20 protein-coding genes are annotated in these 20,361 nt (G+C 62.0%); 14 read left to right on the forward strand and 6 right to left on the reverse strand.

The genetic code is table 11. From position 1 onward, the window contains the following. Positions 1 to 94 precede the first annotated feature (94 nt). From rnc to tadA, 6 genes are all read left to right on the forward strand, one after another. Positions 95 to 784, forward strand: coding sequence for a ribonuclease III (rnc, locus tag HX793_RS06315; protein WP_016978270.1), 690 nt, complete (start codon positions 95 to 97; stop codon positions 782 to 784). Further along, positions 777 to 1,679 (forward strand): GTPase Era, encoded by a 903-nt coding sequence (gene era, locus HX793_RS06320; RefSeq protein ID WP_016978271.1) that lies wholly within the window; start codon positions 777 to 779, stop codon positions 1,677 to 1,679. The genes rnc and era overlap by 8 nt, the downstream gene beginning before the upstream one ends. A gap of 192 nt (positions 1,680 to 1,871) precedes the next feature. Continuing rightward, complete coding sequence (recO, locus tag HX793_RS06325; protein ID WP_016978272.1) at positions 1,872 to 2,561, forward strand: DNA repair protein RecO; 690 nt, start codon at positions 1,872 to 1,874, stop codon at positions 2,559 to 2,561. A 51-nt stretch (positions 2,562 to 2,612) separates the two neighbouring features. Beyond that, the gene (gene pdxJ, locus HX793_RS06330; protein WP_016978273.1) at positions 2,613 to 3,356 is read left to right on the forward strand and encodes a pyridoxine 5'-phosphate synthase; all 744 of its coding nucleotides are present in this window, start codon (positions 2,613 to 2,615) and stop codon (positions 3,354 to 3,356) included. Between the two features lie 181 nt (positions 3,357 to 3,537). Continuing rightward, the gene (locus HX793_RS06335; protein ID WP_016978274.1) at positions 3,538 to 4,920 is read left to right on the forward strand and encodes a multicopper oxidase family protein; all 1,383 of its coding nucleotides are present in this window, start codon (positions 3,538 to 3,540) and stop codon (positions 4,918 to 4,920) included. Continuing rightward, the gene (tadA, locus tag HX793_RS06340) at positions 4,920 to 5,417 is read left to right on the forward strand and encodes a tRNA adenosine(34) deaminase TadA (RefSeq protein WP_177050063.1); all 498 of its coding nucleotides are present in this window, start codon (positions 4,920 to 4,922) and stop codon (positions 5,415 to 5,417) included. The genes HX793_RS06335 and tadA overlap by 1 nt, the downstream gene beginning before the upstream one ends. A 3-nt stretch (positions 5,418 to 5,420) precedes the next feature. On the opposite strand, the gene cmoB is transcribed toward tadA, so the two are convergent. The 6 genes from cmoB to HX793_RS06370 all read right to left on the reverse strand — a co-directional run bounded on the left by cmoB (position 5,421) and on the right by HX793_RS06370 (position 11,972). Next, positions 5,421 to 6,377, reverse strand: coding sequence for a tRNA 5-methoxyuridine(34)/uridine 5-oxyacetic acid(34) synthase CmoB (cmoB, locus tag HX793_RS06345; protein ID WP_177050061.1), 957 nt, complete (start codon positions 6,375 to 6,377; stop codon positions 5,421 to 5,423). After that, positions 6,374 to 7,117 carry a carboxy-S-adenosyl-L-methionine synthase CmoA gene (cmoA, locus tag HX793_RS06350; RefSeq protein ID WP_177050059.1) on the reverse strand — a complete coding sequence of 248 codons (744 nt, stop codon included), beginning with the start codon at positions 7,115 to 7,117 and terminating at the stop codon, positions 6,374 to 6,376. The genes cmoB and cmoA overlap by 4 nt, the downstream gene beginning before the upstream one ends. A 135-nt stretch (positions 7,118 to 7,252) precedes the next feature. After that, positions 7,253 to 7,897 (reverse strand): lysoplasmalogenase, encoded by a 645-nt coding sequence (locus HX793_RS06355; protein ID WP_016978277.1) that lies wholly within the window; start codon positions 7,895 to 7,897, stop codon positions 7,253 to 7,255. A 1-nt stretch (position 7,898) separates the two neighbouring features. After that, positions 7,899 to 8,288 carry a protease inhibitor I42 family protein gene (locus HX793_RS06360; protein ID WP_177050056.1) on the reverse strand — a complete coding sequence of 130 codons (390 nt, stop codon included), beginning with the start codon at positions 8,286 to 8,288 and terminating at the stop codon, positions 7,899 to 7,901. Between the two features lie 181 nt (positions 8,289 to 8,469). Continuing rightward, positions 8,470 to 10,890, reverse strand: a complete 2,421-nt coding sequence (gene lon / locus HX793_RS06365) for an endopeptidase La (RefSeq protein ID WP_095014839.1) — start codon at positions 10,888 to 10,890, stop codon at positions 8,470 to 8,472. A 92-nt stretch (positions 10,891 to 10,982) separates the two neighbouring features. Beyond that, positions 10,983 to 11,972, reverse strand: coding sequence for a GntR family transcriptional regulator (locus HX793_RS06370; RefSeq protein WP_177050054.1), 990 nt, complete (start codon positions 11,970 to 11,972; stop codon positions 10,983 to 10,985). Positions 11,973 to 12,309: 337 nt separating this feature from the next. Here HX793_RS06370 and HX793_RS06375 point away from each other — a divergent pair, with 337 nt between their 5' ends. The 8 genes from HX793_RS06375 (at position 12,310) to HX793_RS06410 (ending at position 20,234) form a co-directional block, all read left to right on the forward strand. Further along, positions 12,310 to 13,632 (forward strand): amidase, encoded by a 1,323-nt coding sequence (locus HX793_RS06375; protein ID WP_178905463.1) that lies wholly within the window; start codon positions 12,310 to 12,312, stop codon positions 13,630 to 13,632. Between the two features lie 11 nt (positions 13,633 to 13,643). After that, positions 13,644 to 14,522 carry a polysaccharide deacetylase family protein gene (locus tag HX793_RS06380; RefSeq protein WP_003234086.1) on the forward strand — a complete coding sequence of 293 codons (879 nt, stop codon included), beginning with the start codon at positions 13,644 to 13,646 and terminating at the stop codon, positions 14,520 to 14,522. Between the two features lie 139 nt (positions 14,523 to 14,661). Continuing rightward, a complete protein-coding gene (locus HX793_RS06385; protein WP_177094869.1) occupies positions 14,662 to 16,002 on the forward strand; it encodes an MFS transporter in 1,341 nt (446 codons plus the stop codon). Between the two features lie 10 nt (positions 16,003 to 16,012). Beyond that, entirely contained in the window at positions 16,013 to 16,774 is a 762-nt protein-coding gene (locus HX793_RS06390) for an SDR family NAD(P)-dependent oxidoreductase (RefSeq protein WP_177094866.1), read from the forward strand. Between the two features lie 136 nt (positions 16,775 to 16,910). Further along, the gene (locus HX793_RS06395; protein ID WP_123478314.1) at positions 16,911 to 17,660 is read left to right on the forward strand and encodes an SDR family NAD(P)-dependent oxidoreductase; all 750 of its coding nucleotides are present in this window, start codon (positions 16,911 to 16,913) and stop codon (positions 17,658 to 17,660) included. A 13-nt stretch (positions 17,661 to 17,673) separates the two neighbouring features. Further along, positions 17,674 to 17,976, forward strand: a complete 303-nt coding sequence (locus HX793_RS06400; protein ID WP_016978285.1) for a hypothetical protein — start codon at positions 17,674 to 17,676, stop codon at positions 17,974 to 17,976. Between the two features lie 111 nt (positions 17,977 to 18,087). Further along, complete coding sequence (locus HX793_RS06405) at positions 18,088 to 19,062, forward strand: CobW family GTP-binding protein (RefSeq protein WP_177058547.1); 975 nt, start codon at positions 18,088 to 18,090, stop codon at positions 19,060 to 19,062. Further along, the gene (locus HX793_RS06410; protein ID WP_177094864.1) at positions 19,059 to 20,234 is read left to right on the forward strand and encodes an ABC transporter substrate-binding protein; all 1,176 of its coding nucleotides are present in this window, start codon (positions 19,059 to 19,061) and stop codon (positions 20,232 to 20,234) included. Before HX793_RS06405 ends, HX793_RS06410 begins: the two co-directional genes overlap by 4 nt. The last annotated feature ends 127 nt before the right edge of the window (positions 20,235 to 20,361 follow it).

Consider the following 20,361-nt stretch of genomic DNA (forward strand, 5'->3'; position numbering starts at 1 on the left):
GTCCTGCCTCATGCTGCACCAATCAGGATTTGAATTTGAACACTGCGTCAATCGTCGATGGCCGCCGGTGCCACCAAACAGATATGGGTAAACCGTGAGCGTTTCTTTAAGTCGTCTCGAGCGCCAGCTCGGCTACACCTTCAAGGACCAGGAATTGATGGTCCTTGCCCTCACACACCGCAGCTTTGCAGGGCGCAATAACGAGCGCCTGGAATTCCTCGGTGATGCCATCCTCAATTTCGTCGCCGGTGAGGCGCTGTTCGAGCGCTTCCCGCAAGCCCGTGAAGGCCAGCTGTCGCGCCTGCGCGCCCGCTTGGTGAAAGGCGAGACCCTGGCGGTGCTGGCTCGTGGTTTTGGCCTGGGCGAGTACCTGCGCTTGGGTTCAGGTGAGCTGAAGAGCGGCGGTTTCCGCCGTGAGTCGATCCTGGCCGACGCCCTCGAAGCGCTGATCGGTGCCATCTACCTCGATGCAGGCATGGAAGCGGCCAAGGAGCGCGTCACCGCGTGGCTGACCTCCGAGATCGAGAGCCTCACGCTGGTCGATACCAATAAAGATCCCAAGACCCGCCTGCAGGAATTCCTGCAGTCCCGTGGTTGCGAACTGCCACGCTACGAAGTGGTGGATATCCAGGGTGAGCCGCATTGCCGCGTGTTCTTCGTGGAATGTGAAATCACCTTATTGAACGAAAAAAGCCGAGGTCAGGGTGTGAGCCGTCGTATTGCCGAACAGGTAGCGGCCGCTGCAGCACTGATTGCCCTGGGCGTGGAGAATGGCCATGACTGATTCAACCGCAACACGCTGTGGCTATGTTGCCATCGTCGGCCGCCCGAACGTGGGCAAGTCCACGCTGCTGAACCACATCCTCGGCCAGAAGCTTGCGATCACCTCGCGCAAGCCGCAGACCACCCGCCACAACATGCTGGGCATCAAGACCGAAGGCAACGTGCAAGCGGTCTACGTTGATACCCCAGGCATGCACAAGGGTGGCGAGAAGGCCCTGAACCGCTACATGAACAAGACCGCTTCGGCGGCGTTGAAAGACGTCGACGTGGTGATCTTCGTGGTCGACCGCACCAAGTGGACCGACGAAGACCAGATGGTCCTGGAACGTGTGCAGTACGTCACCGGCCCGCTGATCGTCGCGCTGAACAAGACCGACCGTATCGAAGACAAAGCCGAATTGATGCCGCACCTTAGCTGGCTGCAGGAACAACTGCCGAACGCGCAGATCATCCCGATCTCGGCCCAGCACGGTCACAACCTGGATGCGCTGGAGCGTGTGATCGCCGAGCACCTGCCGGAGAACGAGCATTTCTTCCCGGAAGACCAGATCACCGACCGCAGCAGCCGCTTCCTCGCCGCCGAACTGGTGCGCGAGAAAATCATGCGCCAGATGGGCGCCGAGCTGCCGTACCAGATCACCGTCGAGATCGAAGAGTTCAAGCAGCAGGGCAAGACCTTGCACATCCATGCGCTGATCCTCGTCGAACGTGACGGCCAGAAGAAGATCATCATTGGCGACAAGGGCGAGCGCATCAAGCGCATCGGCACCGAAGCGCGCAAGGACATGGAATTGCTGTTCGACTCCAAGATCATGCTCAACCTGTGGGTGAAGGTTAAGGGTGGTTGGTCCGATGATGAGCGTGCATTGCGCTCGCTGGGCTACGGCGACCTCTAACACACCGCGGAACCTCTGTGTGAGCGGGCTTATGTGGGAGCTGGCTTGTGTGGGAGCTGGCTTGCCTGCGATAGCATCACCTCGGTAAAACTTAAGGACCGAGGTGCCTGCATCGCGGGCAAGCCCGGCTCCCACACAAGCCCGCTCCCACATTGGTTTGTCGCTGTTCTTAAGTTCTGCGAAGAGACTCCCATGTCCCAATCCCCACCCCCCAGCCAACTCGCCTACGTCCTGCACAGCCGCGCCTACCGCGAGACCAGCGCCCTGGTGGACTTCCTCACGCCCCAAGGCCGTCTGCGCGCGGTGTTGCGCAGTGCGCGGGGCAAGGCGGGCACGCTGGCACGGCCATTCGTGGCCTTGGACGTGGAGTTTCGCGGCAAGGGCGAGCTGAAAAACGTTGGTCGCATGGAAAGCGTCGGCACGTCCGCCTGGCTCAATGGCGAGGCGCTGTTCAGTGGTCTCTACCTCAATGAGCTGTTGATCCGCCTGCTTCCTGCCGAAGACCCGCACCCGGCCGTCTTCGATCACTACGCCGCCACACTGTTGGCCCTGGCCGAAGGCCGTCCGTTGGAGCCGCTGTTGCGTGCCTTCGAATGGCGGCTACTCGACGACCTGGGCTACGGATTCGAACTGGCCAACGACCTGCACGGCGACCCCATCGCCGCTGACGGCATGTACCGTCTGCAAGTCGACGCCGGCCTGGAGCGTGTCTACCTGCTGCAACCGGGTCTGTTCCAGGGCACCGAATTGCTGGCCATGAGCGAAGCCGACTGGACCGCACCCGGCGCCTTGTCTGCCGCCAAGCGCTTGATGCGCCAGGCCCTGGCCGTGCACTTGGGCGGACGGCCGCTGGTCAGTCGCGAGTTGTTTCGAAAGCCCTGACAACCCCGTGTATGCTGTGCAGCGTTTCTTTCCCTTTTCAGGAGCGCTTCCGTGACCACCAGCAATCGCATTCTTCTTGGCGTCAACATCGACCACGTCGCTACCCTGCGCCAGGCCCGGGGCACCCGTTACCCTGACCCGGTCAAGGCCGCGCTGGACGCCGAAGAAGCGGGCGCCGACGGTATCACCGTGCACCTGCGCGAAGACCGCCGCCACATCCAGGAGCGTGACGTGCTGGTGCTCAAGGAAGTGCTGCAAACCCGCATGAACTTCGAAATGGGCGTCACCGAGGAAATGATGCAGTTCGCCGAGCGCATCCGCCCGGCGCACATCTGCCTGGTGCCGGAAACCCGCCAGGAACTGACCACCGAAGGCGGCCTCGATGTGGCTGGCCAGGAAGCGCGGATCAAGGCCGCCGTGGAGCGCCTGTCGAAGATCGGCAGCGAAGTGTCTCTGTTCATCGACGCTGACGAGCGCCAGATCGAAGCCTCGCGCCGTGTCGGTGCACCGGCCATCGAACTGCACACCGGCCGTTACGCCGATGCCACTACGCCGACCGAAGTAGCCGATGAACTCCAACGTATCATCGACGGCGTGAGCTGCGGCCTCAAGGAAGGTCTGATCGTCAACGCCGGCCATGGCCTGCACTACCACAACGTCGAAGCCGTGGCGGCGATCAAGGGCATCAACGAGCTGAACATCGGCCATGCGCTGGTGGCACATGCGCTGTTCGTCGGTTTCAAAGGTGCGGTGGCTGAGATGAAAGCCCTGATCCTGGCGGCCGCCAAGGCCTGATCCGTCGATCATTCTGTAGGAGCGAGCTTGCTCGCGAAGGTCGTCAACGATGACGCGGGGAGCCTGGCTACCCGAGTTGTTCTCAGGTCTTTCGCGAGCAAGCTCGCTCCTACAGCCGGGGCAGGTGTATCGTATCTGCCCTTTGCAGGCCTTGGGCCTGCGGCCGATACGTGAGGTTGTTGTGTCCCGATCCTTTTCCCGTCGACAAATCCTGGGTGGTCTTGCAGGCCTGGCCGTAGTGGGCGTCGGTGCCGGTGGCGCCTACCGCTACTGGCTGGGGAAAGTTGCCGAGGCCGAGGCGGGACATGATTACGAGCTGATCGCCGCGCCTCTGGATGTGGAGCTGGTGCCGGGCCACAAGACCGAAGCCTGGGCGTTCGGCCCGTCTGCGCCGGGCACCGAGTTACGAGTACGCCAGGGCGAATGGCTGCGGGTGCGTTTTATCAACCACTTGCCGGTGGCCACCACCATCCACTGGCATGGCATCCGCCTGCCGTTGGAAATGGACGGCGTGCCCTACGTCTCGCAATTGCCGGTACTGCCCGGTGAATATTTTGATTACAAGTTCCGCGTGCCCGACGCCGGCAGCTACTGGTATCACCCCCACGTGAACAGCAGTGAAGAACTCGGCCGTGGTCTGGTCGGCCCGCTGATCATCGAAGAGCGCGAACCCACTGGTTTCAAACATGAACGCACCCTCAGCCTGAAAAGCTGGCACGTGGACGAAGAGGGCGCCTTCGTCGCCTTCAGCATTCCCCGTGAGGCGGCACGCGGCGGCACTGCCGGGCGGCTGTCGACGATCAATGGCGTGTCCCAGGCCGTGATCGATTTGCCGGCGGGTCAGATCACTCGTGTACGTTTGCTCAACCTCGATAACACCCTGACTTATCGCATCAACATTCCGGATGTCGAGGCGCAGATCTACGCGCTGGACGGTAACCCCATCGAGCCGCGCCCGCTGGGCAAGGAATACTGGCTGGGCCCCGGCATGCGCATCTGCCTGGCGATCAAGGCACCGCCGGCCGGCGAAGAGCTGTCGATCCGCAATGGCCCGGTGCGCCTGGGCACCTTCCGTTCGGTGGCCAATACCGACGCGCCGACTGAATGGCCGCCAGCGCTGCCGGCCAACCCGATTGCCGAACCGGACCTGGCCAATGCCGAGAAACTCAACTTCAATTTCGAGTGGGTGGGTTCGGTCTCGGTCAATACTGACAACGGCAAGCCACCCAGCCTGTGGCAGATCAACGGCAAGGCCTGGGACATCACCGACAAGACCTGTGCCGACCGCCCGATTGCCAAGCTGGAAAAGGGCAAGAGCTACATTTTTGAATTGAAGAACATGACCCAGTACCAGCACCCGATCCACCTGCACGGCATGAGCTTCAAGGTGATCGCCTCGAATCGCCACAAGGTGATCCCGTACTTCACCGACACCTACCTGCTGGGTAAAAACGAGCGCGCCCGCGTGGCGCTGGTGGCAGATAACCCAGGGGTGTGGATGTTCCACTGCCACGTGATCGACCACATGGAAACCGGCCTGATGGCCGCCATCGAGGTGGCGTGATGCGTCAGTTTCGCCCCACCGCGATCATCGACCGCAGCCGCGACCAAGACTTCATGCGCGAAGCCCTGGCCCTTGCCGGCCAAGGCGCTGCTTTGGGTGAAGTCCCCGTAGGCGCTGTGTTGGTGCAGGACGGTGAAATCATCGGCCGTGGCTTCAACTGCCCCATCAGCGGCAACGACCCCAGCGCCCACGCTGAAATGGTCGCCATCCGCGCCGCCGCACAAGCTATCAGCAATTACCGGCTGGTGGGCAGCACGCTGTATGTGACCCTGGAACCGTGCAGCATGTGCGCGGGGCTGATCGTGCATTCGCGGATTGCGCGCGTGGTGTATGGCGCGCTGGAACCCAAAGCGGGGATCGTGCAAAGCCAGGGGCAGTTTTTTACCCAGGGCTTTCTCAATCATAAGGTGCTGTTTGAAGGGGGCGTGTTGGCCGAGGAGTGCGGGACGGTCTTGAGCGAGTTCTTCAAGGCGCGAAGAGCCAAGCCGTCCCTTTGAGGTTTATTTGCGGGCGATGATCACTGCCCGCATCGGTGCCGGCAGCCCTTCGATGGTTTTGCTGTGATCTTGCGGGTCAAGGAAATCACTCAGCGACTGGTACTTCATCCACTCTGTCCCACGCTGTTCCTCGACCGTGGTCACACTCACATCCACACAGCGCACATCACTGAACCCGGCACGCCGCAGCCACAGCATTAACGCTGGCACCGACGGCAGGAACCACACGTTGCGCATCTGCGCGTAGCGATCTTCCGGCACCAGCACTTGTTGCTGATCGCCTTCGACCACCAGGGTTTCCAAGACCAGTTCGCCGCCCTTGACCAAGGTGTCCTTCAGCGCCAGCAAATGCTCGATTGGCGAGCGGCGGTGATAAAACACGCCCATGGAAAACACCGTGTCGAAGCCTTCCAGGTTCTGCGGCAGGTCCTCGAACGGGAACGGCAGGTGCCACGCCTTGGGTTCTGACAGGTAACGCTGCACCGCCTGGAACTGACAGAAGAACAACCAGTTCGGGTCCACGCCAATCACGCTGTCGGCCCCGGCGCCGAGCATACGCCACATGTAGTAACCGTTGCCGCAGCCCACGTCGAGGATGCGCTTGCCCTTCAGGTTCAGATGCGGTGCCACGCGGGACCACTTCCAGTCCGAGCGCCATTCGGTGTCCACATGCACGCCGAACAGGTTGAACGGCCCTTTGCGCCAAGGGCTCAGGCCCATCAGCGCGGCATGCATCTGCACGCGGGTGTCTTCGTCGCAGTCGGTATCGAGTGTCAGGCCGTTGAGCAAATCCACTTCGCTGGGCTGGATTTTTGGCAGAGCGTCGAGCGCGCTTTGCCAGCGCTCCAGGTCGCCATGACCCTTTTCCATCTTGCTATCGAGTTGCGCTTGCAGGCCCTGGGCCCACACTGCAAGGGGAGTGCCGACCAGATGGCGGGCGAGGGGGGACAGATCAATCATGGCAAGGCAATCAACGAGGCAAAGTTAAGACACTGGAACCACGGCACGACTTTCGAGAACCCCGCCGCCAACAGGCGTTCGCGGTGTTCTTCGAGGCTGTCGGGCTTCATGACGTTTTCGATGGCGCTGCGCTTCTGGGCGATTTCCAGTTCGCTGTAGCCGTTGGCGCGTTTGAACGCGATGTGCAGATCGGTGAGCAGCGCGTGTTCTTCGGGATCATTGAAGCGCAGCTTCTCCGAAAGGATCAATGCACCGCCCGGCAACAATGATTGGCGGATGCGCGCGAGCAGCGCCAGGCGCTCATCGGGCGCGATGAATTGCAGGGTGAAATTCAGCGCCACCACCGAGGCCGGCTGGAACTGCAGCGCGAGGATATCGCCCTCGATGACCTCGACCGGCAGCAGTTCCTGGAACATCGAGTCCTGGCCATTGAGGTATTCACGGCAACGCTCGACCATCGCGGCCGAGTTATCCACCGCGATCACCCGGCAACCGTCGGTGCGTACGTGGCGGCGCAGGGCCTGGGTCACCGCGCCAAGCGAGGATCCCAGGTCATACAGCACGCTGTTAGGCTGGGCGAACTGCGCGGCGAGTACGCCGAGGTTCTCGACGATGGTCGGGTAGCCGGGAACCGAGCGCTTGATCATGTCCGGGAACACCCGCACCACGTCCTCGTTAAAGGCGAAGTCCGGCACCTGGGGCAGGGGCTGGGCGAATAGGCGATCGGGTTCTTTGCTCACGGTTGTTCCGGCGACGATTGGGGAAAGGCCGGCATTTTAGCGTAGGAGCTGGCTTGCCTGCGATGGTCGTTAACGATTACGCAGAGATTCTGGATGAACGTGGCGCCTGTGTGTCTTTCGCTGGCAAGCCAGCTCCTACAGAGGGTTGGAGTGTTTTTGATGGAAAGCCGAGGCAGTGATGCCCCACTGGCCCAGCCAATACGTGGTGATCAGCAAATACGGTGCCGCATCGAACGCCGCCACAAACCGATTGATACCAATCAGCGTGTCGGAAAACACAAACGACGCCGCACCTGCCGCCGCCAGCCATGCCGAGCGTTTTGGCACGTCGCTGCCCAGTCGCGCCAACGCACGCCAGAGCATGGCACTGATCACGGTTGCATAAACCACCACTGGAATCAGCAGGTCGCCCAGGCCATGGGAGATCAGGATGCTCAGCAGGATTGCACCCACGCCCAGCGCCAATACCAGCGGCAGTAGCGCCAAGCGGCGACAGTCACTGAAATAGGCTTTGAGGTACGCCAAATGCGCAAACAGAAAGGCACCCAAGCCGAAGATAAACAGGTCGCCCGGCCAGGCCAGCAGCACATCGCCCACCAGGGAAAAAATCAGCCCCAGGCTGATCCAGCGTCGATAGTCGGTGGGCGGCGCATCGTGCAGCCAACCCAGCAGCGCCAGCACCGGCAGCGGTTTGACCAACAGGCACAGCAAAGTGGCATGAGTGGCCAGACCGTAGATAAAGGTGCCGGCGCCCATCAACGCAAGAATCAGCCATGGCATATCAGTTCACCGTGATGGCGCAGTCAAAGGTTTCGACGGGTTCAGCTTCCGGTTCCCAGGGTTGCTGGGAGGTCAGGCGCAAACGACCCTGGCCGGTGGCGAAAGCCTGGAAGCGCCAGGTCGACTGGCCGCCGCCACCGATCACGCCGGACTCTGCGCTGCTGTAGACCTCCGGGCTCAGCGCGCGCAATACGCCGCCAGCGGAGTCCTGGATGGCCCAGCGGTAGCCGGTGGTGGGGTTGCTTGGCAAGGTGAGGATCAGGTTTTGTCCGCTTTTGAGCTGGAGCGGGCAGGCACTTTGATTATCCACGGTGACGTTTTGCTTCGGTGCACTGGCGCACGCGCCCAGCAGGGCAAGGCTCAAGGGGAGAAGCAGGCGGGCAGCGGTCATGGGGGCTCCGTTGATTCACGACGAAGGGCGAGCATAACCGAAGATGAGACAAGGTGTGACAAGACAGGGGGGCTGAGGCCAATGACGCCATCGCCGGCAAGCCGGCTCCTACAGGGGAACGCATTTCACTTGTAGGAGCCGGCTTGCCGGCGATGGCGTCAGGTCAGGCCATGCAGATCAATCAGAACAGCACTTTGGCCACATCCGCAAAGCGCTTGGCAAAGTGCACCGTCATGCCTTCTTTCAGGTATTCCGGCAACTCTTCATAGCTGCCACGGTTCGGCTCCGGCAGGATCAGCTCATGAATCTTCTGGCGCCGCGCCGCAATCACCTTCTCGCGCACGCCGCCAATCGGCAGTACATGCCCGGTCAACGTCAGCTCGCCAGTCATTGCCACGCCTTTCTTCGGCGGTTGGTTGCGTGCCAGGGACAGCAGCGCACTGGCCATGGTCACACCGGCGCTCGGGCCGTCTTTCGGTGTCGCACCTTCCGGCACATGCAAGTGCACGAAGGCCTCATCGAAGAACTTCGCATCACCGCCAAACGACTTCAGGTTCGAACTGATGTAGCTGTAGGCGATTTCCGCGGACTCCTTCATCACTTCACCCAACTGCCCGGTCAGTTTGAAACCGCGATTGAGCGTGTGGATACGCGTCGCCTCGATCGGCAAGGTCGCGCCGCCCATGCTGGTCCAGGCCAGGCCTGTGATCACGCCGGTGCCGGATAGCACTTGCTCATTGCGGAACACCGGGATGCCCAGGGAACTCTCCAGGTCCTTGTTGCCGATCTTGATCACCGAGTCCGGCTCGTCCAACAGCTTGACCACGGCTTTGCGCACCAGTTTGCCCAGTTGTTTTTCCAACTGACGCACCCCGGCCTCGCGCGCGTAGCCGTCGATCAATGCACGCAAAGCGCCATCGCTGATGGTCAGGCTGTTTTTCGACACGCCGGCTTTTTCCAGCTGTTTCGGCCACAGGTGGCGTTTGGCGATGGCGACTTTTTCTTCAGTGATATAGCCCGACAGGCGAATCACTTCCATACGGTCCAGCAGTGGGCCGGGGATGGAATCCAAAGTGTTGGCAGTGCACACGAACAGCACTTTGGACAGGTCCAGGCGCAGGTCCAGGTAGTGGTCGAGGAATTCGACGTTCTGCTCAGGGTCGAGGGTTTCCAGCAAGGCCGACGCCGGGTCGCCCTGGAAGCTCTGGCCCATCTTGTCGATCTCGTCGAGCATGATCACCGGGTTCATCACTTCCACATCTTTAAGCGCCTGCACCAGCTTGCCCGGCAGGGCGCCGATGTAGGTGCGGCGATGGCCTTTGATCTCGGCCTCATCGCGCATGCCGCCGACACTGAAGCGATAGAACGGCCGGCCCAGGGACTCGGCGATGGATTTACCCACGCTGGTCTTGCCCACGCCCGGCGGGCCGACCAGCAGGACGATGGAGCCAGCAACTTCGCCTTTGTAGGCGCCCACCGCAAGGAATTCGAGGATGCGGCTCTTGATGTCATCCAGGCCCGCGTGGTGTTTATCCAACACCTTGCGCGCATGTTTCAGGTCGAGTTTATCCTCGCCATACACACCCCACGGTACCGAGGTGGCCCAGTCCAGGTAGTTGCGTGTCACCGCGTACTCTGGCGAGCCGGTTTCGAGGATCGAGAGTTTGTTCAATTCTTCATCGATGCGTTTTTTCGCCTGGGGCGGCAGCACTTTGCCTTCCAGGCGTTGCTCGAACTGTTCGACGTCCGCGCTGCGATCGTCCTTGGTCAGGCCCAGCTCCTGCTGGATGACCTTGAGTTGTTCCTTGAGGAAGAACTCGCGCTGGTGCTCACCGATCTTGCGGTTCACCTCGGCGGACAGTTCTTTTTGCAGGCGCGCGACCTCGACCTCTTTGCGCAGCATCGGCAGCACTTTTTCCATGCGCTTGAGCATGGGCACACAGTCCAGCACTTCCTGCAATTCGTTACCGGTGGCCGACGTCAGCGCGGCGGCGAAGTCGGTGAGTGGCGACGGGTCGTTGGGGCTGAAGCGGTTGAGGTAGTTCTTCAACTCTTCGCTGTACAGCGGGTTGAGTGGCAGCAGTTCCTTGATCGCATTGATCAGCGCCATGCCGTAAGCCTTGACCTCATCGGTCGGCTCGCTCGGCTGGTGCGGGTATTCGACTTCCACCAGGTACGGCGGGCGATGGTGCTTGAGCCAGGTCTTGATGCGCACACGCGTAAGGCCCTGGGCGACGAATTGCAGCTTGCCGTTTTCGCGGCTGGCGTGGTGCACCTTCACCAAGGTGCCGTACAGCGGCAGGCTGGAGGTGTCGAAGTGGCGCGGGTCTTCCGGCGGCGTGTCCATGAAAAACAGGGCCAGGGAATGGTGGTCGGATTTGCTCACCAACTCCAGGGTCTCGGCCCACGGCTCTTCATTGACGATCACCGGCAGCACTTGCGCCGGGAAGAAGGGCCGGTTGTGGATCGGGATGATGTAGACCTTGTCCGGCAGGTTTTGCCCAGGCAGGGCCAGGCCGGTATTGGACGAGGCGGATTCAGCGTTTTCGGGGTCTGCGTAATCGTTGAGGTCGTAATCAGGGAATTCTTGCTGGTCGCTCATGGGGCACCTGCATAAGGAAGTATGCAGGTTAGATGGGGCGGGGTAGCGGTGGTTTCAATGGTCGCGTGAAGTTAGCAACAATTTGCATGAATTCAGCTGATCTTGTGCAGATAGCTCGGCAATGGCTGCTCCGGCAGCACTGACAACACTTTCAATCTTTGCAGCATGCGCTGGCGTGCACGCTGCAGGTGCTCACGCAGGTTCAACGCCGCCGCATCAAATGCGCCGTGCAGCAGCAATTCCAGAATCAGGCGATGTTCGGCGAGCATGGCCGGATCGGCGCCGATCCCCAGTAAACGGTAAAAAATCCGGCTGATGATCATCGGGCTCTGCCCCTGGCGAATCAGCGCCGCAATCTTGCGGTTCTGCAGGCCGGCGAGGCAGCGCTGGTGCAAGTCCTCCTCGATCTGCTCGATGGCCTCCAGGCTGCAGTGGACGCTGTCCTGGGCGTCCAGCACGCGTTGCAACATGGCTTCCAGCATTTCGCGGTCCAGCCCCGGCGCGCTCTGGCGCAGGGCTTCGGGTTCCAGGCAGGCGCGCAGCTCGTAGTCTTCGGTGACTTCGCGGGCGGTCAACGGCCCTGCCAGCCATTGGGAGTAGGGCTCTTTTTCTACCAGCCCCCGGTCGCGCAGGCGCATCAGCGCTTCACGCACCACCGCGCGGCTGACGCCGTAGTGGTCGGCGGCGGCTTGCTCGTCCAAGCGGTAGTGGCCGAAGGCAATGCAGGTGGACAACGCCGCGCCGATTTCCTCGACGATGCGCTCGCCTAGGGGCCGCGTGTCCACCAACTCATCTTCCCCGTTGAGGCCCAAATGCGCATGGCTCAAGGGCAGGCGCAACGGCTCCATCACCAGGCCGTCGGGGTTGATCAGGTAACCCCGGCCGTTGAAGCGGCAAATCAACCCTTCCTCATGCAGCAGGTCCAGGGCTCGGCGCACCGGCACACGACTGGTGCCGAACAATTCGGCCAGCGGCGCTTCCAGCAAGACCAGGCCGTGGCGCGCGGTGCCGTTGACGATCGCATCACGCAATACCTGATGAATCATCGCGTAACGGGAGGCCGGGGCGGACGCTGCTTTCATTGCTTTCTCTGAGGCTTGTAGGACGGTGGCCGGGGATTCTCTCATAAGTTGCGCCTGTCACCCTGCGCCACAGCGGCGGCACCTTTGTGGGGCTCGAAATGGAGGAATGTTACTTTTCTGCACCAAAATGTATTTATTAATAAAAGATACATTATTTCATTGAAGGCGCTTTCCTGTGGCCTGGCAAGATTTTTTCCGACTGTTTAAAACCATCTATCCCGTAGCTCTAGGCGAAATTCTCCGATTGCGTAAAATCTGCCTGAGAAAGACTGGCACGAAAGCTGCCTCTTAAAAATGTATATTTTATTAATAAGTACATTTTGTGAGGGGCACCTTGATGTCAGACGCCACTTCAATGGCCGAGGATTTCGCCAGCGGTCGCAGCGACCCGGTGCAAGCCCTTGAACAGGCACTCGTAAAGGCGAGCCGGGCCCCGGCTGTCTTTATCAGCCTGACCGCCGAGCGCGCGCGTCGCGAAGCTGAAGCCTCTGCCGCCCGTTGGCGCGCCGGCCAGCCGTTGAGCGTATTCGACGGCGTGCCCCTGGCCTGGAAAGATCTGTTCGATGTGGCCGGCAGCATTACCACTGCTGGCGCGGCTTGCCGCCGCAACGCGCCCGCTGCGTTGCTCGACGCACCGACCGTGGGCCTGCTGTGTCGCGCCGGGATGGTCAGCGTGGGCAAGACCAACCTCAGCGAACTGGCCTATTCCGGCCTGGGCCTGAACCCGCATTTCGGCACGCCGCACAATCCCCATGGCACTGACCAACCCCGCGTGCCTGGTGGCTCGTCGTCCGGTTCAGCCGTGGCCGTTGCCGCCGCAATTGTGCCCATCGCTATGGGCACCGACACCGCCGGTTCGATCCGCATTCCCTCGGCCTTCAACGGCCTGGTGGGGTACCGCAGCAGCAGCCGACGCTACAGCCGCGACGGCGTGTTCCCCCTGGCGCACACCCTCGACAGCCTCGGCCCGCTGACCCGCAGCGTGCGCGATGCCCTGGCAATCGACGATCTGCTGCATGGCCGCAGCCAAACCCACACCGCTCGCAGCCTCAAGGGTCAGCGCTTTGTGCTGGCGCAACAGGATGCTGAGCCCGCTGTGCGCAACAACCTGCTGCGCGCCGTGGAGCAACTCAAGGCCCACGGCGCGCTGATCGAAGAGCGTGAATGCCCGACCTTCCAGGCCACCCTGGACCTGATCAAACACCATGGCTGGCTCGGTTCCTTCGAAGCTTTCGCCCTGCACGAAGCCTTGCTCGACAGCCCCGACGCCGAACAACTCGACCCACGTGTACGCCGCCGCCTCGAAGCCGCGCGCACGCTGCCGGCCAGCCAACTGCTGCACCTGGTCGCTGCTCGCCGCCGCCTGCAACAGCAACTGGTCGACGATCTCGACGGCGCCATCCTGATCACCCCCACCGTCGCCCACGTCGCCCCGGCGTTGGCCCCGCTGGAAGCCGACGACGACCTGTTTGTGAACACCAACCTCGCCACCCTGCGCCTGACCATGCCCGGCAGTTTGCTCGACATGCCTGGCGTGACCCTGCCCAGCGGCCGCGATGCCCAGGGCCTGCCCACCGGGCTGCTGCTCAGCGCTCCGACGGGAGAAGACGCTCGCCTGCTGCGCGCAGCGTTGTCCGTCGAATCCGTACTCACTATTTAAGGAGACACATCATGGCTAAAGACATCCTCTGTGCATTCGGCGTCGACGTTGACGCCGTCGCCGGCTGGCTCGGTTCCTACGGCGGCGAAGATTCGCCGGACGACATTTCCCGTGGCCTGTTCGCCGGGGAAATCGGCGCGCCACGCCTGCTCAAACTGTTCGAGCGCTATGGCCTGCGCACCACCTGGTTTATCCCCGGCCACTCGATGGAAACCTTCCCCGAGCAAATGAAAGCCGTGGCCGACGCCGGTCACGAAATCGGTGTGCACGGCTACAGCCACGAAAACCCCATCGCGATGACCGCCGAGCAAGAAGAAATCGTCCTGGACAAATCCATCGAGCTGATCACCCAGGTCACCGGCAAACGCCCGACGGGTTACGTGGCGCCGTGGTGGGAATTCAGCAAGGTCACCAATGAACTGCTGCTGAAAAAAGGCATCAAGTACGACCACAGCCTGATGCACAACGACTTCCACCCCTACTACGTGCGCAAGGGCGACAGCTGGACCAAGATCGACTACAGCCAGCACCCCGACACCTGGATGAAACCGCTGGTGCGCGGCGAAGAAACCGACTTGGTGGAGATCCCGGCCAACTGGTACCTGGACGACCTGCCGCCGATGATGTTCATCAAGAAAGCCCCCAACAGCCACGGCTTCGTCAACCCGCGTCACCTGGAAGAAATGTGGCGCGACCAGTTCGACTGGGTCTACCGCGAACACGAACACGCGGTGTTCACCATGACCATCCACCCCGACGTCTCCGGCCGCCCGCAAGTGCTGCTGATGCTTGAGCGCCTGATCGAACACATCCAGAGCCATGCCGGCGTGCGCTTCGTCACCTTTGACGAAATCGCCGATGACTTCATCCGCCGCCAACCCCGTACCTGACACTCCCCTCTGTAGGAGCGGGCTTGCCCGCGAAAATCGTCAACGATAACGCGGGCATTCTGGGTGAACGCGGTGTCTATGCGTTCTTCGCGAGCAAGCTCGCTCCTACAGAGGGCCACTGACCCTTGAGGCGCGACCCATGTCCATCTACAACAAGCTTGACCTGACTGGCTGGAAACCCCGGCAACTGACGTCCAAGGAGGTGCGTTTCGCCACCTGGATCGCGTTTTTCGCCTGGGTGTTTGCGGTGTATGACTTCATTTTGTTCGGCACCTTGCTGCCGGAGATCGGCCGGCATTTTGGCTGGGGTGAAGTGGAGCAAGCTGAAATCGCGACGTGGGTGGCGGTGGGCACGGCGGTAGTGGCATTTGCCATCGGCCCGGTGGTGGACAAATTGGGGCGCCGCACCGGGATTATCTTCACCGTCGCCGGTTCCGCACTGTGCTCGGCGCTGACTGCGATTGGCGGCGCGTGGGGCAAGTCGCCGCTGATCCTGATCCGTTCGTTGGGTGGTTTGGGTTATGCCGAAGAGACTGTCAACGCCACTTACTTGAGTGAGTTGTACGGCGCCTCCGAAGATCCGCGCCTGACCAAACGCCGTGGTTTTATCTACAGCCTGGTGCAAGGTGGCTGGCCGGTAGGTGCTTTGATTGCCGCCGGCTTGACCGCGCTGTTGCTGCCGATCATTGGCTGGCAGGGCTGCTTCATCTTCGCCGCGATCCCGGCCATCGTCATCGCGATCATGGCGCGCAAACTCAAGGAGAGCCCGCAGTTCCAGATCCATCAACGCATCAGCCAATTGCGAAAAAGCGGTGCAGTGACAGAAGCGCAAAACGTCGCCGTGACCTATGGCGTGGACTACGACGAGCACAGCAAGGCCGGCCTTAAAGCCGCGTTCCGTGGCCCGGCGCGTCGCGCCACCCTGGTGATCGGCGCGGCACTGCTGCTCAACTGGGCGGCGATCCAGGTGTTCAGCGTGCTCGGTACCTCGGTGATCATCAGCGTGCACCACATCTCGTTCGAGAACTCGCTGATCATCCTCGTGCTGTCGAACCTGGTGGGCTACTGCGGTTACCTCAGCCACGGCTGGATGGGCGACAAGATCGGCCGTCGCAACGTGATCGGTCTGGGCTGGATGCTTGGCGGCCTGTCGTTTGCCGGGATGCTGTTTGGCCCGAGCAATATGCCGATGGTGGTCGGGCTGTACAGCCTGGGCCTGTTCTTCCTGATCGGGCCGTACTCGGCGGCGCTGTTTTTCATCAGTGAGAGTTTCCCCACCAGCATCCGCGCCACCGGTGGCGCGATTATCCACGCCATGGGTCCGATTGGTGCGGTGGTCGCAGGTTTTGGCGCGACCCAGGTGTTGTCCGCTGGTAGTGACTGGCAGACCGCCGCGCTGTGGTTCGGTGCGCTGCCGTGCTTCCTGTCCGGCGCCTTGATGTTTGCCGCACGCCATGTGCGTCCGGAAACCGTTCAGTAAGGAGTGTTTGATGAGCCGTAAAGTTGCCTTGATTACCGGTGCCGCCAGCGGCATCGGCCAAGCCCTCGCCGTGGCCTATGCGCGCAACGGCGTGGCGGTGGTCGGCGGGTATTACCCGGCCGATCCCCATGACCCGCAGACCACCGTCAGCCTTGTGGCAGAGGCGGGCGGCGAGTGCCTGATGCTGCCGTTGGACGTGGGCGATACCGCCTCGGTGGATGCACTGGCCGAGCAAGCCATCCAGCATTTCGGCCGACTCGATTACGCCGTGGCCAACGCCGGCCTGCTGCGCCGCGCACCCTTGCTGGAGATGACCGACGCGTTGTGGGACGAGATGCTCAATGTCGACCTCACGGGGGTGATGCGCACCTTCCGCGCGGCAACCCGGCATATGCATGCAGGCGGCGCGCTGGTAGCGATTTCGTCGATTGCCGGTGGCGTGTATGGCTGGCAGGAGCACAGCCACTACGCGGCGGCCAAGGCCGGCGTGCCGGGGTTGTGCCGTTCGCTGGCGGTGGAGTTGGCGGGCAAGGGCATTCGTTGCAATGCGGTGATCCCCGGGTTGATCGAGACGCCGCAGTCGCTGGATGCTAAGAACTCGCTGGGGCCGGAAGGCCTGGCCAAAGCGGCACGCGCGATTCCGTTGGGCCGGGTAGGGCGGGCGGATGAAGTGGCATCGCTGGTGCAGTTTTTGACCAGTGATGCGTCGAGTTATCTGACCGGGCAAAGCATTGTCATCGACGGTGGCCTTACCGTGCGCTGGCCTGACTGACTGTACAGGGTCTAGAAATGTGGGAGCTGGCTTGCCTGCGATAGCGGTGGATCATTGAAAACATCTGTGACTGACCTAGCGCTATCGCAGGCAAGCCAGCTCCCACAGGAAACGGTGTTTAACAGGAGAGTTTCATATGCCGCAACTTCTTAACCGCCGCGCGGTGATCACCGGCGCTGGCAGCGGCATCGGTGCCGCCATCGCCCGTGCCTACGCCGCTGAAGGCGCGCGCCTGGTGCTGGCCGACCGCAACGCTGCCAGCCTCGCGGAAACGGCGATCACCTGCCGCAACCTCGGCGCCGAGGTGTTCGAATGCCTGGCCGATGTCGGCACTGTCGAAGGTGCGCAGGCGAGCGTTGACCGTTGCGTCGAACACTTCGGCGGCATCGATATCCTGGTCAACAACGCCGGTATGCTCACCCAGGCGCGCTGCGTCGACCTGTCCATCGAGATGTGGAACGACATGCTGCGCGTCGACCTCACCAGCGTGTTCGTCGCCAGCCAGCGCGCCTTGCCGCATATGCTCGCGCAGCGTTGGGGGCGGATCATCAACGTCGCCTCGCAACTGGGCATCAAGGGCGGCGCCGAGCTGACCCATTACGCGGCGGCCAAGGCCGGGGTGATCGGCTTCACCAAGTCCCTGGCCCTGGAAGTGGCCAAGGACAATGTGCTGGTCAACGCCATCGCGCCCGGCCCGATCGAGACGCCGTTGGTGGGCGGTATCAGCGACGACTGGAAACGCGCCAAGGCCAAGGAACTGCCCCTGGGGCGCTTTGGCTTGGCGGATGAAGTGGCGCCCACGGCGGTGCTGCTGGCCAGCGAGCCCGGTGGCAACCTGTTCGTCGGTCAGACCCTGGGTCCGAACTCCGGCGATGTCATGCCATGAGTGAGGTATAGCCATGTGCGGACTCTGCGGCTTGCTCGGCGAAGACTTGCACTGGAGCGATCCTTTGGGCGACGAACTGCCCCGACGCCGCGAACGCCTGCGCCGAATCGCCGCTATCAATCAGGTGCTGGCGGTGTTCCGGCTCAAGGTCGAAGACTTCCAGGGCGCGTCGTATCTGCTGCTGGGCGCCACCGGCAAACAGGCACTGGCCAGCGGCTTGGATCAACTGTGGCAGGCGGCCGAGGCCATGCTCGGCCGACCCTTGGACCCTCTCGATCCCCAACTGCTCGATCATTTGGAGTACAACTCCTTGTAGGAGCGAGCTTGCTCGCGAAGGTCGTCAACGACAACGCGGGCGGTCTGGATGAACGCGGTGCCTGTGCGTTCTTCGCGAGCAAGCTCGCTCCTACAGGGGGCGGAGGTAACTATGAGCATTGCCCTTAATGTCATCACCGGCTTCCTTGGCAGTGGCAAAACCACATTGCTCAAGCGCCTGCTGCAAGGCGAGAGCCTGGGCGACACCGCGCTGCTGATCAACGAATTCGGTGATGTCGGCATCGACCATCTGCTGGTGGAAGAGGTGGCGCCGGACACCGTACTGCTGCCCAGCGGCTGCGTGTGCTGTTCGATCCGAGGCGAGTTGAAAGACGCGTTGCTCGGCCTGCTGCAACGCCGCGAGCGCGGTGAAATCCCGGCGTTCAAACGCGTGATTCTGGAAACCACCGGCCTGGCCGACCCGGCACCGATCCTCGCCACCCTGAACAACGACGTGCAACTGCGCGGGCGTTTCCATATTGGCCTGGTGATCACCCTGGTCGACGCCAGCCACGCCGCCCTGCAAGAACGCCTGCACCCGGAATGGCTGGCCCAGGTAGCGGCGGCGGACCGCCTGCTGCTGAGCAAGACCGACCTGGCCGGCGATTGCACGGCGTTGCGCGCTCACTTGCAGGCGCTGAATGCCGGTACGCCGATCCTCGATACCCACGAGATCCACAGCGGCGATCAACTGCTGCTCGGCGAAGGCCTGCGCAGCGCCGAACCCGCCGGGGAAGTCAGTCGTTGGCAACTGCATCGCACCACCACCGCTACCCACGGCGCCGCCCAAGTGTGCAGCCTGACCTTCGACCAGCCGCTGGACTGGGTGGGTTTCGGGGTGTGGTTGTCGATGCTGTTAAGATGCCACGGCGAACGAATCCTCCGTGTGAAAGGGCTGCTCAACGTGAACGCCAGTAACGCCCCCATCGTCATTCATGGTGTGCAGCATTGCCTGCATGCGCCGGTGCACCTGCCTTCGTGGCCGGGCACTGATCGGCAATCGCGCCTGGTGTTTATCCTGCGCGGGCTCGACCCTGCGCTGTTAAGACGTTCGTTTGAAGCCTTCTCGCGGCGGTTCGCGGCATGATTACGTTGCGCGTCCTTGGCACCTCCGTCACCTTGCTTGAATGCCTGCGCGTACGCGCCGAGCAGGAGCTGGGCATTCGCCTGGTCTACCAGGTGCACGATGTCGCGCAGGCCCAGCGCATCGCGGTGATGCAGCCTGAGAGCTACGACCTGTACGACCAATGGTTCCACAACGTCGACTTCGTGTGGCCAGCCCGGGCGATCCAGCCCATCGACACCCGGCGCATTGCGCTGTGGCACGAGATCAATGACCTGCCCAAGCGTGGGCGCCTGTCGCCCGATGACCGCCTGGGCAGCGGCAGTGTGCCCAGCGAACGGTTGTTCGTGCAGCACGACGGCAGCCTCGGCAGCACGGTCACCGAGCGCATCAGCATGTTGCCCCTGACCCACAACGCCGACAGTTTCGCCTACCGGCCCGAACGCTTGCCCGAAGGTTTTTGCCACGGTAACGAAAGCTGGGGCTGGCTGTTGGACCCCGCCTGGCGTGCGCGCACGGCCTTGCAGAGTGACGCAGCGATTGGTGCGTTGGATGCTGCATTGGCGGTGCAGGGCGCAGGGCTGGCCAGTTTCAGGGACATCGGCAATATGAGCATCGAAGAGATCGACGTGTTGGCCGACATCCTGGTGCGCAAGCAGAAGGAGGGGCACTTTGCGGCGTTCTGGTCTGATGATGAAGAAGCGGCGCAATTGATGCTCAGCCCGAGTATCGATATCCAGAGCCTGTGGTCGCCGACTTTGATGCGGCTGCATCGTGCGGGGGTGAAATACCGCTTGGCGGTGCCGCGTGAAGGGTATCGCGCGTGGTTTGGTGGGTTGTCGTTGTCGCGGCATGCGAAGGGGGCGGTGTTGGATGCGGCCTATGCGTATTTGAATTGGTGGTTGTCGGGGTGGCCAGGGGCGGTGATGGCGCGCCAGGGGTATTACATTGGCAACCCGGCGCGGAGTCGGGATCACCTGAGCAGTGCGGAGTGGGATTACTGGTATGCGGGCAAGCCGGCGCGGGAGGAGCTGCTGGGAAGTGATGGGTTGCCGTTGATCGATGTGGGGGAGGTGCGGGATGGGGGGGCTTATGAGGTGCGCATGGGGCATATTGCGGTGTGGAATTCGGTGATGGATGAGCATAATTATCTGGTGCGGCGGTGGGGGGATTTTATGCGGGCTCGGTGTGTTTGATTGTTTGATTGATTGATTGAGTACATATCCGTTTCTTCGGTAACGGCGGATATTGGTTCCGCTCTTACAGCGGGTCACTTTTGGAAGGACCCAAAAGTAACCAAAAGGTCCTCGCCCCAACACTCGG

Source organism: Pseudomonas reactans, assembly GCF_013387025.1.
GTDB lineage: Bacteria > Pseudomonadota > Gammaproteobacteria > Pseudomonadales > Pseudomonadaceae > Aquipseudomonas > Aquipseudomonas reactans.

Bases quoted from the DNA above. Each gene is read 5' to 3' on its own strand.
- era (WP_016978271.1), top strand. From the start codon at position 777: ATGACTGATTCAACCGCAACACGCTGTGGCTATGTTGCCATCGTCGGC.
- recO (WP_016978272.1), top strand. From the start codon at position 1,872: ATGTCCCAATCCCCACCCCCCAGCCAACTCGCCTACGTCCTGCACAGC.
- tadA (WP_177050063.1), top strand. From the start codon at position 4,920: ATGCGTCAGTTTCGCCCCACCGCGATCATCGACCGCAGCCGCGACCAA.
- cmoB (WP_177050061.1), bottom strand. From the start codon at position 6,377: ATGATTGATCTGTCCCCCCTCGCCCGCCATCTGGTCGGCACTCCCCTT.
- HX793_RS06355 (WP_016978277.1), bottom strand. From the start codon at position 7,897: ATGCCATGGCTGATTCTTGCGTTGATGGGCGCCGGCACCTTTATCTAC.
- HX793_RS06360 (WP_177050056.1), bottom strand. From the start codon at position 8,288: ATGACCGCTGCCCGCCTGCTTCTCCCCTTGAGCCTTGCCCTGCTGGGC.
- lon (WP_095014839.1), bottom strand. From the start codon at position 10,890: ATGAGCGACCAGCAAGAATTCCCTGATTACGACCTCAACGATTACGCA.
- HX793_RS06370 (WP_177050054.1), bottom strand. From the start codon at position 11,972: ATGAAAGCAGCGTCCGCCCCGGCCTCCCGTTACGCGATGATTCATCAG.
- HX793_RS06375 (WP_178905463.1), top strand. From the start codon at position 12,310: ATGTCAGACGCCACTTCAATGGCCGAGGATTTCGCCAGCGGTCGCAGC.
- HX793_RS06380 (WP_003234086.1), top strand. From the start codon at position 13,644: ATGGCTAAAGACATCCTCTGTGCATTCGGCGTCGACGTTGACGCCGTC.
- HX793_RS06385 (WP_177094869.1), top strand. From the start codon at position 14,662: ATGTCCATCTACAACAAGCTTGACCTGACTGGCTGGAAACCCCGGCAA.
- HX793_RS06390 (WP_177094866.1), top strand. From the start codon at position 16,013: ATGAGCCGTAAAGTTGCCTTGATTACCGGTGCCGCCAGCGGCATCGGC.
- HX793_RS06395 (WP_123478314.1), top strand. From the start codon at position 16,911: ATGCCGCAACTTCTTAACCGCCGCGCGGTGATCACCGGCGCTGGCAGC.
- HX793_RS06400 (WP_016978285.1), top strand. From the start codon at position 17,674: ATGTGCGGACTCTGCGGCTTGCTCGGCGAAGACTTGCACTGGAGCGAT.
- HX793_RS06405 (WP_177058547.1), top strand. From the start codon at position 18,088: ATGAGCATTGCCCTTAATGTCATCACCGGCTTCCTTGGCAGTGGCAAA.
- HX793_RS06410 (WP_177094864.1), top strand. From the start codon at position 19,059: ATGATTACGTTGCGCGTCCTTGGCACCTCCGTCACCTTGCTTGAATGC.